Below are 15,473 nucleotides of genomic sequence, written 5' to 3'. Positions count from 1 at the left end.
TGTTCCGGGAAGTCCCTGCGCGACGCGGCCGCCTGTCGCTCGCCCGTTCGCCAGGGTCTGCACAAACCGTCCACCGAACAGCGAAGGCTTCAGCACCCCATGGCCCAGAACTCGAAGAAGGTCATCGTCGACCCCCGCAAGGCGGAGAAGCGCCGATCCATGCTCATCCGTATCGGGGCGGCCGTGGTCTTGATCGCGATCGCAGTGGGTATCGGACTCTGGGCCGTGATGTCGAACGAATCGAGCACCGGCAGCGCCTCGGAGGTGACCGTCGCCACCGACGACAACGCCTACCGCGTGACCGGCGCCCCTGCCGGCAGTACACCGCCCGCGGTGGTGACGGTGATCGAGGACTTCCAGTGCCCGGCCTGCGCACAGTTCGAGCAACAGTTCGGCCCGGTGCTCGCCGAACTGCGGGAGAACCCGAACGTGGCCGTCGACTACATGCCGATCGCGATCCTCGATCGCATGTCGAGCACCGACTACTCGACCCGGGCCGCCAACGCCTCGGCCTGTGTGGCCGAGTCGACCGCACAGAACGGCGACTTCACGACCTGGCTCCAGTTCCACGATCAGCTCTACGCCCAGCAGCCCTCCGAGGGCGGAGCCGGCCTGTCCGACGACCAGCTGAACAACATCGCCACCGAGGCCGGTGCGAGCAACGTCCGTCAGTGCATCGACGACCGGCAGTTCGAGGACTGGGTCGCCGACACCACCCAGTCGGCCGGCGCGACGTCCACCCCGACGGTACGTATCAACGGTGAGGACGTGCAGCTGTCGACGCCGGAGGCCCTGCGCGAAGCCGTTCTCGCCGCCACCAACTGAGCCCGCCACCGGAGAAGCACTGCATCATGACCGACACCACCGACCACCGCGACGGCACGGCCCACCCCGAGGACGCCGAGGGGACCTCGGCGCCGGGCTGGGCGTCGGTCGTTCCGGCCTCCCGGCCGGTCGGTGTCGCCGTGTTGCTCGCCGGCGCCATCGGGCTGCTGGCGGCCGCGACGCTCACCGTCGAGCGTTTCCATCTGCTGGTCGATCCGAACTACACACCGAGTTGCAGCATCAACCCGGTCCTGTCGTGCGGCTCCGTCATGGTGACCGACCAGGCTGCGATCTTCGGCTTTCCCAATCCGCTGATCGGCATCGCCGCGTTCTCGGTCATCGTGGTCACCGGCGTGCTCGCGACTGCGGGAATCGCTCTGCCCCGGTGGTATTGGCTCGGGCAGACGCTCGGCACGCTTGCCGGGTTCGTGATGGTGAACTGGCTCGCCTACCAGAGCCTGTACTCGATTCACGCCCTGTGCCCCTACTGCATGGTGGTGTGGGTCGTGACGCCGCTGATCCTTGTCCTCAGCGCGGGCCGGGTGCTCGGCTCCTCGCGTCTCGCCAACGAGCTCCGCGGATGGCTCTGGGTGTTGCTGCCGGTCTGGTACGTGATCGTGATCGTCGCGATCGGGGTCGAGTTCTGGGATTACTGGTCGACCCTGATCTGAGTACCGGACGTCGCGCCGGTGACGATCAGCCCGACACGTCGAGGTGGGCGATGACCTTGGTCGGCTCGATCCAGACGACGAGTTCGCCGGGGACGCCGTTGCGTTCGCCGAACTCCTCGGCGCGGTCGGCTCCCATGTACCGAGCGCCGCATGCGGTGGCGATCCGCCGGACCTCGGCGAGATCGTCGCCGGTGACCGCACGGCCCTGGATCTGCACGAAAGCGTAGGGCGGTGCGGGTAGGTCGACGGTCAGCACCACGCGCGGATCCCGGCCGATCGCACGGCCTTTCGCGGTCGTTGCCCCGGTGTTGAATGCGATCCGATCGCCGTCGAGGACGAACCAGACGGGAGCGCCCAGGGGTCTGCCGTCGGCGGCGAGAAAAGCCAGATGGCCCGTCTTGGTACCCGCGGTGAGGAAATCTCGGATCTCCGGGTCGGTGAGAGTGGGACTCATGGCGTCAGCCTACGGCCCGTGACGTCGGGTCTGTATGAGCTCGTCGGCGATGCGCACCGCGACCATCATGATGGTCGCATGCGGCCCGCTACGGCCGGCTGTCGGCAGAAGTGAGCCGTCGACGATCCGCAAGCCGGCGATGCCGTCCACGCCGCCCAGCGAATCCGTTCGCTTCCCCATCGGCATGCTGCCCCACGCATGCTGCGACGTACGGACAACGGGATCGGCGGCGATCGAGCCCGGCTCGACGATGTCGACGAAGTCGCTCGATGCGAGCATGGTCGCGACCGCATCGACGCCACACTCGGCCTTGTGTGCCGAAGCGGGGTCCATCGAACCGAGGTCGACGATCGGCCCGCTGGGCCCGATACGGATCGAGCCGGCCGATCCCGGACGCATCACGGCCACTCCGATCGCCGGCCCGGACCGCGGAATACCATTGACATAGTTCGCCATATCGTCGCTATAGCAACGTATTTCGAGGTCATCGGCGGTGTGGACCACCGACTGCAGCAGCGCGGTACGGCGGTGGGCGACGACGTCGCGGCGCCGATAGTGCACCAGGATCTCGCGGTGCTCGTGGATGGGGAGTTCCCGGATACCGGCGAGCGCGCCCAATCCCGAATGCAACAGGATCGCGGCCGTCCCGAGCGTTCCGGCGCTCAGCACGACCTCGCCGGTCGACAGCGCCTCGTCGCCGATCCTGACCCCGTCCACCCGGCTGCCCGACACGATCAGCTGCGCCACCTCCGCGTCGGTGACGACGGACAGGTTCGAACGGTCGGCGACGGGTCGTAAATACGCCTCCGCGGCGGTGCGGCGCAACCGCCCGTCCCGATTGGACCGGACCCGATTGACGCCGATGATCGGCCACGCGTCGCGCGGGGCGCGGACGGGAAGCTCCTTGGCCCAATAGGTTTCGAAATGCTCGACGACGTCGGCGAGTTCGTCGTCGGCGAATGTGGACACTCCCATCGTCCCGTGCGGGCCATCGAGTTCGTGGTAGGCAGCGGCGATGTCGTCGGAGGTCCAGTCGTCCGGCCAGCCGACGAAGTCGTCGGGGTGCCAGCGCAGGAAATAGCCGCCGTTCACCACCGAGGAGCCACCGAGGCCACGCCCGCGGACGACACCGAGACCGGACATCTCCTCGATGTCGACGGCGAAATCGGTACCGGGTTCGATGGGCAGGTGACTGAGTTCCAGTACCGCCGCCGAAGGCCATACCCGAGGACCACGCTCCACCAGCACCACGCTGCGTGCCGAATCGCGGGACAACCGTTCGGCGATGACACATCCGGCGCTGCCCGCCCCGACGATCACCACGTCCGCCGTCGTCGGCAGCAGCCCACGCATCGCGGTTATGTCGTGAGTACCGGCCGCAGGGCGCCGAGCTCACGATGGGCGATGGCACCCTGCCACAGGCCCGCTCCATAGGCGAGGTCGTCGAGCCGATGCAGGACGGTGTAGCCGAGCGGACCGAGCGCGGGCCCCCCAGCCGGGTCCGCGACCACCTGGCGGGCCCACGAAACGACCCCTTCGGCCAGTGCGACCTCGATGGCGAGGCGCCGGAATCTCGGCCAGAACAGCGCCAGCACCACGGCGACCGGCCAATAGTGCCGGCAGATCGCACCGGCCGCCTGCAGGAGCCCGAAGCCTACTGCTCGCCCGGTCATCTGGGTCGCGACCAAGGGGGCCCCGGGCAGGTCACCCAACCGACGACGCAGTCGCATGCCGGTGTTCGCCACGATGATCAGCGCGATCGCCAGACCGATGCGGGTGCGGGTCAGCAAGGCGGCGACGGCGAGCGCCATCGGGATCGACATCACCACCGGTGCGGCGAACCCGCCGTGTCGGTCGGCGAGGTGTGCGGCACCGGTTCCGTAGTAGCGGCGCCGCTGCAGAACCGAGCGCACGTCGGTGCGGTGATCGTGTGCGACCTCCGCCACCGGGTCGTAGCGCACGCGCCACCCCGCCTTGTGGGTTCGCCAGCACAGGTCCACGTCCTCGGCGACGCGCAGCGACTCGTCGAATCCACCGAAGGCCTTGCGACGCACCACCATCGCGGCGCTGGGCACGTACGGCACGCGACTGCCCGGCACCACCGAACACTCCTCGGGACCCATGTCGAGCGACGAGTGACCGTTCTCGTAACGCTCCACCATGGACGCCTCACGCGCCGCTCGGCTCAGCCCGACGATGCGCGGGGCGACGATCGCCACGGCAGGATCGGAGAAGTGCCCGAGGAGCATGGTGAGCCAGTCGGCGGTCGGCACGACGTCCGAGTCGAGGAATGCGACGAAATCCGTGGTCGCCGCGGACGCCCCGGCGTTCCGTGCCGCCGACGGGCCACGGTTCTCGTCGAACCGGATCACCCGATGGCGCTGGTCGACTCGGATCGGTGTCCGAGAACCGTCGTCCACCACGATCACCTCGACGCCGTCGACCGCACGCAGGAGTCGATCGACACCGGACTGGTTGTCGCGCACCGGAACCACGATGGTGACGTCTGCGGGTTTGGGGCCGAACATGGGCCGCGGATTGGCGATCCCACTGTCGAGCAGTCGACGTGCGAGGCTCCGCGTCGCCGGATCGCACACCTCGATCCGCCCGTCCGCCGATGTCATGCCCAGCGCGGCGTCGGTCAGCCGCAGCATGCGGGTCGGCGATCCGCCGACGAGGTAGCGCAGGTCGCGGCGGCGGGCACACCGCATGTCGATCTGGACCTGGAATCCGTCGGGGAGCGCGTGCTCGACCGTCGCCACGGTCTTGGCCTCCCGATCGATCGCCGTCATCCGAGCCGCCCGCTCTCCCCGACCACCCAGGCCCGCACGGCCGCGACGAGTTCGGAGACGAGGGCGTCGGTCAGTGTCTCCCCGTGCGTACTGCTCGCGCCGGTCGGATCACCGAGCACGCCGTTGTCACTGACCGCGGCGACGCCCCCGGCGCGCATCGTCGGCAGCAGTGTCGACACGGGCGACGTGTTCCCCGATTCGGCGGCCGTCATCACGACCGAATCGGGCGAAAAGTGCAGTAGTACCGAGGTTTCGGTGAGCCCGGCATGGGCGTCGGCATCCGGGAACGCGCACGGGAACCACGCGACGTCGCGTCCCTCATACCGCAATCGCCGCACCGCCTCGACCAGGGTCGGACCGTTTCCGCCGTGCCCGTTGACGAAGACGAGACGGTCGGCCCACCGGCATGCGCTGCGTCCGAATTCGATCAGCAGCATCTTCAACGCGTCGTGGCCGAGTGAGATCGTCCCGGGGAACCCCTCGTGTTCGCCGCTCGCCCCGTAGTTCAGCCCGGGTGCGATGACGACGAGTCCGGAACCGTCGGGTTCGTCCGATTCGCCGGTACCGAACGTCCCGAGCGAGTGGACCGCGCGGCCTGTCACCTCCTGGGCGATGCGCGCGTCGGTGTCGAGGGGCAGGTGCGGCCCGTGCTGCTCGGTGGCCCCCAACGGAACCAGAACCGTGCAGCTGCGTTCCGATAGTTCGGGCCACGACATCTGTCCCAACGCGGCCCGACGCTCCATTCGTTCAACTTTAGCGACGCGGTCGGCGCGTGTTAACCGGGTCGGCGCAATTCTTCGATAGGAATCCTGCATCCTTGGCAATGATCGGCCCGACTGTCCGAGCGCTCGATCGGTTGTGGGATGCTGGACGGCAGACGTGAGACCCGACACATCGGGGCGGGTACGGATCGGGAGGACACCATGACGTCGACGACACCACGTAACAGCGGAAAGAGCGGACCCCTCAGCGCAATCCGGGTGGTCGAGTTCGCAGGTATCGGACCGGGGCCGCATGCGGCGATGTTGCTGGCCGACCTGGGTGCCGACGTCGTGCGGGTCCAGCGTCCGGGCTCGCTGCCCGCGGCCGACCGCAAGGCCGACGCGTTGCTGCGGGGACGGCGTGTCGTCGAGGCCAACCTCAAGGACCCGGCCGATCGGGACACCATCCTCGGATTGGTGGCCAAGGCTGACGTACTCCTCGAGGGTTTCCGGCCCGGTGTGATGGAACGCCTGGGATTCGGCCCCGACGACCTCACTGACGTCAATCCCGGTCTCGTCTACGGCCGGATGACCGGCTGGGGTCAGGACGGGCCACGTGCCGACCGTGCGGGCCACGACATCAACTACATCTCCCTCACGGGCATGCTGCACGCCGTCGGTCGCAAGGACGACCGCCCGGTGCCGCCCCTCAACCTTGTCGGCGACTTCGGTGGCGGTTCGATGTTCCTCGTCGTCGGTGTCCTCGCCGCGCTGCAGGAGCGCCAGGTGTCGGGCCGCGGACAGGTGGTCGACGCCGCGATGGTCGACGGCGCGTCGGTGCTGGGTCAGATGATGTGGGCCTTCCGCGGTACCGGACTGTGGAGCGATCAGCGGGGCGTGAACATGCTCGACACGGGCGCCCCGTACTACGAGGTGTACGAGACCTCGGACGGCAAGTACATGGCCGTCGGTGCCATCGAACCGCAGTTCTATGCGGAACTGCTCGCCGGCCTGGGTCTGGCCGACGCGGATCTGCCTGCGCAGAACGACATTGCGCAGTGGCCCAAGTTGAAGCAGATCTTCACCGACACCTTCGCATCACGCACTCGCGACGAGTGGTCGAAGGTGTTCGAGGGCACCGACGCCTGCACCTCGCCGGTCCTCGATTTCGGTGAGGCCCCGTCCGATCCGCACATGGCCGCGCGCGCGAACCTGGTGGAGATCGACGGCGTGATGCAGGCGCAGGTCGCTCCCCGGTTCTCGAGGACGACACCGGACACCCCGGCAGCGCCCGATCGAGTCGCGACCGACCCCGCCACCCTCTGGCAGGACTGAGCCCGACCACCACGTCGCACGTCACCTCCCGACGCGCCCAGCACGTCCGCACGTCACCTCCGCACGTGCCCAGCACGGCGGCCGACAGAACCCAGAATTTCGCCGACAGAATCCAGCCGTCCATCCATACGGATGGAACAGCACACGCTGGATTCTGTCGGCGAAATTCTGGGTTCTGTCGGCGTGAAAAGAGATGCCGTCGGCGGAATTCAGGATTCCGTCGGCGCGAACCTCAGACCTTGGTCGCGCCCATGTCGATCGAGAACTCGGCCCCGGTGACGGCTTTGGCGCCGTCGGATGCCAGGTAGAGGACGGCGTCGGAGATCTCGTCCAACGAGGCCACCGGATGGTGGTTCATCATCGAGCTGAGATGCGGTGCGACCCAGGGGATGCCGAAGATCCGGTGCGCTTCGGTGTCGGCCACGCCCATCGGGGTGTCGACCGCATAGGGATGCACGCTGTTGACGCGGATGCGGTAGTGGCCGAGTTCCTTGGCCGCGGTCTGGGTGAGTCCGCGCAGTCCGAACTTGGACGCGGAGTAGGAGGCCTGCAGGGGCATCGCCTTGAGTCCGGCCGACGAACTGATCACCGTGATCGACCCACCGTTGCCGGCCTCGAGCATGGCCGGGATCGATGCGCGCAGCGTCTTCCACGTACCCACCAGGTTGACGTCGACGACGTCGGTGAATTGCTCCTCGGTCAGTTCCCAGACCTTCCCCCAGGTGAGCAGTCCGGCATTGGCCACCACGCAGTCCAGGCGTCCGAACTGTTCGACGCCGTCGGCGACGAGTTGTTCCTGGAAGCTCAGGTCGCGGGTATCCCCTTGTCGCGCAAGGATCTTTCCGCCGGCTTCCTCGACGAGACGGATCGTCTCGGCGAAGTCGTCGGCGGTCGCGGCCGGGTAGGTGGTGTGGTCGGCCACCGGCCCCGCGATGTCCATGCCGATGATCGCGGCACCTTCGCGCGCGAACCGCAGCGCATGGTTACGTCCCTGCCCGCGCGCCACGCCGGTGATGTAGACGACCTTGCCGTCGAACTGCCCCATCCCCAGAGTCCTCGTTCTCTCGTCGTGGTCACCCGCCACAGGTGATCCGTGTGAGAAAACTGTAACACGTTCTACTTTGGGTGGCGGGTGACCGAGAGGGCGATGATCAGCGGGGTCGACGGTTCAGGCGACGCCGAACGAGCGCTCGAAGTCTTCCGGGATGACCAGGTCGTCACGGCTCAGTTCGTGAACACTCTTGCGTCCCAGACCCATCAGCGACGAGTCGAGTCCCATGCGGAGCAGATCGAGAACGTTCTCGACGCCTGCCTGCCCGTTGGCGGCCAGTCCCCACAGGTACGCCCGCCCGATCATCACCGCGCGTGCACCGAGGGCCAGCGCCTTGGTGACGTCGCTGCCGCGACGGATTCCGCCGTCGAGCAGAACCTCGATGTCGTGGCCGACCGCGTCGGCGATCGGCCCGAGTACGCGAATGGTCGCCGGGGTGCCGTCGAGGTTGTTGCCGCCGTGATTGGACACCGAGATCGCCGACGCTCCGATGTCGACGGCACGCCTGGCGTCATCCATCCGGGTGATGCCCTTGACCATGAAAGGCCCATCCCACTGCTCGCGCAGCCACTTCAGGTCATCCCAGGTGGGCGGAGGGGTGTTCATCCACTGCCCGTAGGCGCCGAAGAAGGTGGGACCGGGCTCGCCGGGCGGGGTGAGGTTCGGCGCGGTCAGATCCGGGATGTTGATGCGGCCGCCCTTGACCCAGTCCAGGGCGTAACGCGGCCGTACCGCGATCTCCGGAGCGAGCTTGAGAAGTGCCGGGAAGTCCACCTTCTCCGGGATCTCCGGGCTGCCCCAGTCACGACCCACGTTGAACACCCAGTCGGTGGTCACGATGAGCCCCTTGGCACCGGCCGCCTTGGCACGCTCGGCGCGGGCCAGGATCTCATCACGCGACCCGAGCCAATAGATCTGGAAGAAGATCTTGTCGTTGGCGGCCGAGACCTCCTCCACGGGATGAGAGGCGAAGCTGGACAAGCCCATCGCGGTTCCACGTGCTGCTGCTGCGCGGGCCACGGCGACCTCGCCGTCGGGGTCGACCGCCTGGACACCGGTGGGGCTGATCATCACCGGGAACGAGATCTCCTGGCCCATGACGGTGGTGGACAGCTCACGGTCGGGCTGGGTCCCGACGACGTGCGGTGCGAATCCGAGTTCGTTGAACGCCTGCGTGTTGTCGTTCACCGTGATCCCGGCCTGGGTTCCGGCGACCAGCGACGAGTACACCGACTTCGGCAGTCGCTTCTTGGCGCGTCGCTGCGCTTCGTGCACGGTCTCGAACCAGGGATTCCTGGCCCACGGATTCTTCGGCATCGTTCTACCTATCTGCTCGATGAAGATGTGACCCGGCTCGGCGGGTCAGCGGCTGTCCGGGGTGAACCCGGCCAGCGGGTTCTCGTCACAGCTCTTGGACGGGGGCGCACCGACCGGCAGCAAATCGCCGTCCGGCCGTCGCGTCATCAGCGTCAGCGGGGTGCCACGCGAATGATCTTTGTTGGCAGTCGGTTTGGTGCGTTCGCCGGCGAGCAGTTCCTCGCCGTAGCCCTGCACACATTCCGGATCCGGACCGGCGAGCGGCAGACCGGTGAAGAACTTGGCGGCCATACAGCCACCGCGGCATGCGTCGAAATGCGCGCACTTGGTGCAGGCGCCGGCATTCTGCGGTTCGCGGAGTTCGGTGAAGAGGTCCGAGCGCTGCCAGATCTCCTGGAAGCCACCATCGGTGGTGATGTTGCCGGCGAGGAAGTTCTCGTGGATGGCGAACGGGCACGCGTAGACGTCGCCGACCGGGTCGATCAGGCACACCACCCGGCCCGCACCGCACAGGTTCAACCCCGGCAGCGCGCCACCGCCGCCTGCCCCGCCGAACGCGGACAGATGGAAGAACGAGTCACCGGTAAGCACGTTGTCACCATGGGCGACAAGCCAGTTGTAGAGCTCGCGCTGCTGTTCGGGGAGCGGATGCAGGTCGTCCCAGACATCGGCTCCACGACCGGACGGCCGGAGCCGGGTGATCCGCAGGGTCGCGCCGTAACGATCCGCGAGCGCCTTGAACTCGTCGAGCTGGGAGACGTTCTCCCGGGTCATCACGACACTGATCTTGGCGTCGCCGAAGCCTGCCTCGTGCAGATTCTCCAGGGCGCGCACGGCCATGTCGAACGACCCCGGTCCACGGACGGCGTCGTTGACCTCGGCGGTCGCGCCGTCCAGGGAGATCTGCACGTCGACGTAATCCGAGGCGGCGAGCCGCGCAGCGACCTCTTTGTCGATGCGTAAACCGTTGGTGGAGAACTTGACCCCCACCTGATGGCTGGTCGCGTAGTCCACCAGCTCCCAGAAGTCAGTGCGCACAGTGGGTTCGCCACCGCCGATGTTCACGTAGAAGACCTGCATGCGTTGCAGTTCGTCGATGATCGCCTTGCACTGTTCGGTGGACAGCTCACGCGGGTCACGTTTGCCCGACGACGACAGACAGTGCACGCAGGCCAGGTTGCAAGCGTAGGTCAGTTCCCACGTCAAACAGATCGGGGCATCGAGGCCTTTCTCGAACTGATCGACCAGCCGTCCCACCCTCGGCGGGGAACTGGGGGCGGGCGCGGTGTCCACCGAAGCAGTTGCGGTGGGCGGCATTTCCAGGGTGGTCATCGTTGGACTCCTCAGGGGCGTGGCGAGTCGGGTGCGGTCCGGGGTCAGGCGTCGGGTGATGATCTCGGCGGGCGGCGGGTGATCATTCCCGAATCGGCGAGTGCACGCAGCGCCTGTAGATAGAGGGGCCGCTCGGCCGCCTCGATCCCGGCCGCGGCGAGAGCCTCATCGGCAGACCGGTGGTCGGCGAGCGACTGCACGATCCCGACGACGGTCAGATTCTTCAGGAACGACAGTTTGCGTGTGCCGAAGTGATAGAGCAGCGCACCGAACGGCTCCGGCCGCAACGCCACCTTCGGATTGAGCTCCCACGCGGCGTCGATGTCGAACGGGGCGGGATCTACCGGGGTGGGGCCGGGCCCGGCGGTCGCATCGCGACCACCGGACACCGGACTCGATGTCGGGACCGACATCAGTAGACCCCGCACATCCCGTCGATCGACACTTCCTCGACCAACGATTCGCCCACGAGCTCCTCGTGATCCGACGTGACAGACTGATCAGCCATGATCCAACCTCCAAATTCTCTCGATCGTGATGTGGATCACGGGCTACTATAATGGCACTCGGTGCAGAAAAACACCCCCAGGCACCAAACTGCCCGAATGGACAGGTGACATGACTCCGTCCGACGCGCCGGCTCCCCTGACGCAGACCGGCCAACCAGGCCGGCGACCGGTCACGTCGCGGGCGCAGATCAGCGCGGTCGCGATCGACCTGTTCACCGCCAACGGTTTCGAGGAGACCAGCGTCGACGACGTCGCCGACGCGGCCGGCATCGCCCGACGCACGCTGTTCCGTTACTACCCGTCGAAGAACGCGATCGCGTGGGGTGACTTCGACGGCCACCTGGACGCGATGCGGGCGCTGCTCACCGACATCCCGCCGACCGAACCCATCGCCGAGGCGCTGCGGCGCGCCCTGATCTCGTTCAACCGGGTGCCGCCGGCCGAACTGGCCGGACACCGTCGCCGGATGACACTGCTGCTCGGCGTTCCTGCGCTCCAGGCCCATTCGATGCTCATGTACGCCGAATGGCGACAGGTGGTCGCCGAGTTCTGTGCACAGCGGCTCGGGTTGTCCGACGACGACCACCTCCCGCAGACGATCGCCTGGATGTGCCTGGGCACCGCCCTCGCCGCCTACGACCAGTGGCTCGCCGATCCGGCCACCGATCTGGAGACCCTCATCATCACCGGGAGCCGTACGCTTGCGGAGGGCGTCAGCGCCCTGTCATGATCGGCGGGCGCTGCGGTAGACTGAACTAGAACGTGTTCTCATTTTCGCTTGAACAGCGACGATGGCGCCCGAGCGACGCGTGACAGATGTCGTCGAGACCACGGTGGACTCGAGCGGCGGAGAGGTGGGAGATGACCGAGCTGACACCACATGGCTCGAGGAGTGTGATCCTGACGGTCACCGACGTCATCGACGAGACCGCCGACGCGCGCTCGATCGTCTTCGACGTCCCCGACGCGCACCGCGACTCCTTCACCGAGTACAAGCCCGGCCAGTTCCTGACGCTCCGAATCCCGAGCGACCGCACCGGTTCGGTGGCGCGGTGCTACTCCCTGGCATCGTCGCCGAAGACCGACCGGCTACCCAAGGTGACGGTCAAGCGGACCTCGGACGGCTACGGATCCAACTGGGTGTGCGACAACCTCTCCCCCGGTTCGCAGATCGAGGTGCTGCCGCCGTCGGGCGTCTTCACCCCCAAGGACCTCGACACCGCGCTCCTGCTGATCGCGGCCGGCAGCGGGGTGACGCCCGTGATGTCGATCCTGAAGGCCGCCCTGCACGCGGGCACCGCGCCGATCACATTCTTCTATGCCAACCGCGGCGTCGACGACGTGATCTTCGCCGATGAACTCCGCGACCTGCAGCGCGATCACGCCGACCGGCTGACCCTGGTCCACTGGCTGGAATCGCTGCAGGGGCTGCCCGACGACCGGTCCCTGGCCACCCTGTTCCGCGCCTACGCAGACCACACCGCCTACATCTGCGGCCCCGGACCGTTCATGGACGCCGTGCACAAAGGCCTTGCGGGCGCAGGCTTTCCGCATCACAACGTCCACACCGAGGTGTACAACTCGCTGTCCGGGGACCCGTTCGCCGATGTCGAACTCGAGGAGGTCACGGAGTCCGAGGACGCCGAGGCCGCCACCGTCGAGGTCGAGCTCGACGGTGAGACACACAACCTCCGGTGGCCGCGCAAGCGTTCATTGGTCGACATCATGCTCGCCGCGGGCCTCGACGCGCCGTATTCGTGCCAGGAGGGTGAGTGTGGCTCGTGTGCCTGCACCCTCACCGAGGGTACGGTCGAGATGGAGAACACCGGCGCGCTCGATCCCGAGGACATCGCCGACGGGTACATCCTGGGATGCCAGGCGCATCCGACGTCGGATGCCCTCAAGATCGAGTTCTGAGATCCGAACGGCCGGCACCACAACACGACCCAGGGGGAACCGATGAGTCCCGACCGACTGGCCCGACTCATGGCAGGAATGCTGATCACGATCGGCACGCTGCACTTCGTCGCGCCGAAACCGTTCGACGACATCATCCCGGAGGAGATTCCGGCCGACCCGAGGACGCTGACCTACGCGTCCGGGGCTGCCGAGATCGGCATCGGCGCAGGCCTGCTGGTCCCGCGGACCCGCCGGCTCTCCGCGGCTCTGGCCGCAGCACTGTTCATCGCCGTCTACCCCGCCAACATCAACATGGTGCGACTGTGGAAGGACAAGCCGCTCGCGATGCGCGCCGCTGCGATCGGCCGCCTGCCGTTCCAGTTCCCGATGATCTGGGCGGCGATCAAGGTGTTCCGCGGGTCGCGCTGAAGGCTGCGGGGTATGAGGTCTCGATACGGCGCCTCGCAAGCTCGGGGCCTACTCGACCAGCGAGGGGGCAGGCACCCCGACACACGAGGTCTCGATACGGACGCCGTCCTTCCGATGGTCGAGTAGCCGCGAACGAAGTGAGTGGCGTATCGAGACCACACCCGTCAGCGCAGCGAGCGGTAGTGCGCGCGCTCGTCGGCCTCGAGGTGTTCGACCGCGTAACTCAGTGCGGTACGGCCCATCTGGGGTGCGTGATCGTTCAGATACGACGTGAGCAGGCCGCGGTCGACCCGCTTGCCCATCTCGCGCAACATCCACCCGGTCGCCTTCTGGATGAGATCGCGACGGTCGTCGATGACGACGGGCACCACCGCGAGAGTCGCCTCCGCCACACCGTGTTTGAGGAACGCGAACGTCCCGACGATGCCCGCCCGACGCATCCACAGGTCGGTTTCGTAGGCGAGTTCGACGAGCCTGCGATGATCTCCGTGCCGAACCAGCCACGCGCCGAGGACTGGATCGGCCGACGCGTCGACCAGATCCCAGTTGTTCACCCGGCCCTCCGCCAGCGCGGCGAGGTACTGATCCACCCAGCCCCTTCGGGTGGAGTCGTCGGGTGAGCGTTCGAACTCGGCCCGCATCAACAACAGTCCGGCCAGTCGGTACTCGTGGATCTCCGACGCCAGCAACCGGTCGACCGTCGCGGCGTCGACGCCGCGGAATCGCTTGGCCACCGCACGCAACTGGGGCACCGTCACCCCGATGAACCGATCGCCCTCGCCGTACTGGCCGGGACCGGTCTTGAAGAACCGTGCCGACCCCGCCGCGCGCACCGGGTCCGCGAGTTCGGCGATCGCCGCCTCGATATCGGCCGAGGTGTCCGACACTAGCCCAGGAGTTCGGCGATCGGCGTCGGCGTGAGCAGCTTCGGCCGCGTCTTCATCACGGCACCGACCTTGCCGGCACCCACCACGCCGGTCAGCACCCCGTCGCGACTGTAGTAGGCGAGGAATTTGGTTCCGTCGTCGTCGACGAGATGCAGGTCGTCGGTGGCTTCCGGGCGACCGAGGACCTGGATCTTGAGATCGTACTGATCGCTCCAGAAGTACGGTGGCGCAGCCGGGATCATCGCGTCGGTCTGTGCGATCCGGTGTGCGACAACGGTCGCCTGCTCCACTGTGTGGGTCCAGTGCTCGACGCGGCGGGTACCGCCGTCCTCGGTACGCCAGTTGGCGACGTCACCGAGCGCGTAGACGTCGGGGGCCGAGGTGAGCCCGTGTTGGTCGCAGGCGATGCCACCTCCGGACTCACGTGGCGCGAGTTCGATCCCGGAGCCGTCGAGATAGTCGGTGACCGGGGTCGACCCGATGCCGACGACCACGATGTCCGCGGCGACCTCGGTGCCGTCGGCCAACCACACACCGGTCACCTTGGTGCCGTCCGAGACCACCTCGTCGACACCGACTCCCGTGCGGACGTCGACGCCGTTCGCGACGTGCATCCGGGTGATCAGGTCACCGATGCCGGTGCCGAGCGCAGCGGCCAACGGAGACGGCGCCGGCTCGACGAGTGTCACCGCGAGCCCTGTGCGGACCATGCTGGCGGCGACCTCGCAGCCGATGAACCCCGCGCCGACGACGACGGCTCGCGACGCCTGTCCCATCTCGCCGCGTAAGGCGAGGGCGTCGTCGATGGTGCGCAGCATGTGGACGCCGGCCACCCCGTCGGTACCCGGGAGGGAGCGGGGCACCAGCCCCGTCGCGAGGACGAGCGATTCGTAGGCCACGGTTTCGCGGGTGGCCTCGTCGTCGAGCCGCTGCACGGTCACGGTGTGGTCCGCGGGCGAGATCTCGCACACCCGCTCACCGATCCGCAGCGTGACCGATGCATCGCTGAAATAGTCGGTCGGCTTGAGGTCGACCCGGTCGTCCTTGCCGAGCAGCACCGACTTCGACAGCGGCGGGCGATCGTAGGGCGGGTGGGCTTCCGCGCCGATCAGCGTGATCGGTCCTCGGTAGTCGTTGCTGCGCAAACTCTCCGCGACACGGATACCGCCCAGTCCGGCACCGACCACCACCACACCCGCAGGTGACCCGTTCATGATGACTTCCTCCTGACACGTTCGTCGCCCGTGCCGGCCAGAACTGCCGCCACGGGT

The 15,473-nt window shown here is 67.4% G+C and carries 17 protein-coding genes; 6 read left to right on the top strand and 11 right to left on the bottom strand.

Annotated features, from left to right (window positions below):
* Positions 1–99 precede the first annotated feature (99 nt).
* A complete protein-coding gene (locus tag V1Y59_RS00440; RefSeq protein ID WP_330502886.1) occupies positions 100–825 on the top strand; it encodes a DsbA family protein in 726 nt (241 codons plus the stop codon).
* A gap of 26 nt (positions 826–851) precedes the next feature.
* Positions 852–1,496 carry a vitamin K epoxide reductase family protein gene (locus V1Y59_RS00435; RefSeq protein ID WP_330502885.1) on the top strand — a complete coding sequence of 215 codons (645 nt, stop codon included), beginning with the start codon at positions 852–854 and terminating at the stop codon, positions 1,494–1,496.
* A 25-nt stretch (positions 1,497–1,521) separates the two neighbouring features.
* Here V1Y59_RS00435 and V1Y59_RS00430 read toward each other — a convergent pair whose 3' ends face one another.
* From V1Y59_RS00430 to mftE, 4 genes are read right to left on the bottom strand one after another with little or no spacing between them, the layout of a single operon-like run.
* Positions 1,522–1,950, bottom strand: coding sequence for a PPOX class F420-dependent oxidoreductase (locus tag V1Y59_RS00430; RefSeq protein ID WP_330502884.1), 429 nt, complete (start codon positions 1,948–1,950; stop codon positions 1,522–1,524).
* Between the two features lie 9 nt (positions 1,951–1,959).
* Positions 1,960–3,303: a mycofactocin system GMC family oxidoreductase MftG gene (mftG, locus tag V1Y59_RS00425; RefSeq protein WP_330502883.1), complete on the bottom strand. Its 1,344-nt coding sequence runs from the start codon at positions 3,301–3,303 to the stop codon at positions 1,960–1,962.
* 5 nt (positions 3,304–3,308) lie between these two features.
* Positions 3,309–4,742 carry a mycofactocin biosynthesis glycosyltransferase MftF gene (gene mftF, locus V1Y59_RS00420; RefSeq protein WP_330502882.1) on the bottom strand — a complete coding sequence of 478 codons (1,434 nt, stop codon included), beginning with the start codon at positions 4,740–4,742 and terminating at the stop codon, positions 3,309–3,311.
* Positions 4,739–5,485, bottom strand: a complete 747-nt coding sequence (gene mftE / locus V1Y59_RS00415) for a mycofactocin biosynthesis peptidyl-dipeptidase MftE (protein WP_330502881.1) — start codon at positions 5,483–5,485, stop codon at positions 4,739–4,741. The genes mftF and mftE overlap by 4 nt, the downstream gene beginning before the upstream one ends.
* 180 nt (positions 5,486–5,665) lie before the next feature.
* On the opposite strand from mftE, the gene V1Y59_RS00410 reads away from it, so the two are divergent.
* Positions 5,666–6,778 carry a CaiB/BaiF CoA transferase family protein gene (locus tag V1Y59_RS00410; RefSeq protein ID WP_330502880.1) on the top strand — a complete coding sequence of 371 codons (1,113 nt, stop codon included), beginning with the start codon at positions 5,666–5,668 and terminating at the stop codon, positions 6,776–6,778.
* Positions 6,779–7,010: 232 nt separating this feature from the next.
* On the opposite strand, the gene V1Y59_RS00405 is transcribed toward V1Y59_RS00410, so the two are convergent.
* From V1Y59_RS00405 to mftA, 5 genes are all read right to left on the bottom strand, one after another.
* On the bottom strand, positions 7,011–7,823 hold the full coding sequence (locus V1Y59_RS00405) for a mycofactocin-coupled SDR family oxidoreductase (RefSeq protein WP_330502879.1): 813 nt from the start codon (positions 7,821–7,823) through the stop codon (positions 7,011–7,013).
* Between the two features lie 123 nt (positions 7,824–7,946).
* Positions 7,947–9,146: a pre-mycofactocin synthase MftD gene (gene mftD / locus V1Y59_RS00400; protein WP_330502878.1), complete on the bottom strand. Its 1,200-nt coding sequence runs from the start codon at positions 9,144–9,146 to the stop codon at positions 7,947–7,949.
* A gap of 45 nt (positions 9,147–9,191) precedes the next feature.
* Positions 9,192–10,478, bottom strand: a complete 1,287-nt coding sequence (mftC, locus tag V1Y59_RS00395; protein WP_330502877.1) for a mycofactocin radical SAM maturase — start codon at positions 10,476–10,478, stop codon at positions 9,192–9,194.
* A 44-nt stretch (positions 10,479–10,522) separates the two neighbouring features.
* Positions 10,523–10,891 (bottom strand): mycofactocin biosynthesis chaperone MftB, encoded by a 369-nt coding sequence (mftB, locus tag V1Y59_RS00390; protein WP_330502876.1) that lies wholly within the window; start codon positions 10,889–10,891, stop codon positions 10,523–10,525.
* On the bottom strand, positions 10,891–10,986 hold the full coding sequence (gene mftA / locus V1Y59_RS00385) for a mycofactocin precursor MftA (protein ID WP_330432806.1): 96 nt from the start codon (positions 10,984–10,986) through the stop codon (positions 10,891–10,893). Before mftA ends, mftB begins: the two co-directional genes overlap by 1 nt.
* A gap of 110 nt (positions 10,987–11,096) precedes the next feature.
* On the opposite strand from mftA, the gene mftR reads away from it, so the two are divergent.
* From mftR to V1Y59_RS00370, 3 genes are all read left to right on the top strand, one after another.
* Positions 11,097–11,717, top strand: a complete 621-nt coding sequence (mftR, locus tag V1Y59_RS00380; protein ID WP_330502875.1) for a mycofactocin system transcriptional regulator MftR — start codon at positions 11,097–11,099, stop codon at positions 11,715–11,717.
* A gap of 131 nt (positions 11,718–11,848) precedes the next feature.
* Positions 11,849–12,904, top strand: a complete 1,056-nt coding sequence (locus tag V1Y59_RS00375; protein ID WP_330432808.1) for a ferredoxin--NADP reductase — start codon at positions 11,849–11,851, stop codon at positions 12,902–12,904.
* Between the two features lie 42 nt (positions 12,905–12,946).
* Positions 12,947–13,315, top strand: coding sequence for a DoxX family protein (locus tag V1Y59_RS00370; RefSeq protein ID WP_330502874.1), 369 nt, complete (start codon positions 12,947–12,949; stop codon positions 13,313–13,315).
* Positions 13,316–13,479: 164 nt separating this feature from the next.
* Here the strand turns inward: V1Y59_RS00370 and V1Y59_RS00365 are convergent, their stop codons facing one another.
* Complete coding sequence (locus tag V1Y59_RS00365) at positions 13,480–14,202, bottom strand: DNA alkylation repair protein (RefSeq protein ID WP_330502873.1); 723 nt, start codon at positions 14,200–14,202, stop codon at positions 13,480–13,482.
* Positions 14,202–15,416, bottom strand: a complete 1,215-nt coding sequence (locus V1Y59_RS00360; RefSeq protein WP_330502872.1) for an NAD(P)/FAD-dependent oxidoreductase — start codon at positions 15,414–15,416, stop codon at positions 14,202–14,204. The genes V1Y59_RS00365 and V1Y59_RS00360 overlap by 1 nt, the downstream gene beginning before the upstream one ends.
* Positions 15,417–15,473: the final 57 nt, after the last annotated feature.

The organism is Gordonia prachuapensis (assembly GCF_036350515.1).
Taxonomy (GTDB): domain Bacteria; phylum Actinomycetota; class Actinomycetes; order Mycobacteriales; family Mycobacteriaceae; genus Gordonia; species Gordonia prachuapensis.
This window is presented reverse-complemented; position numbering and strand designations above follow the sequence as displayed.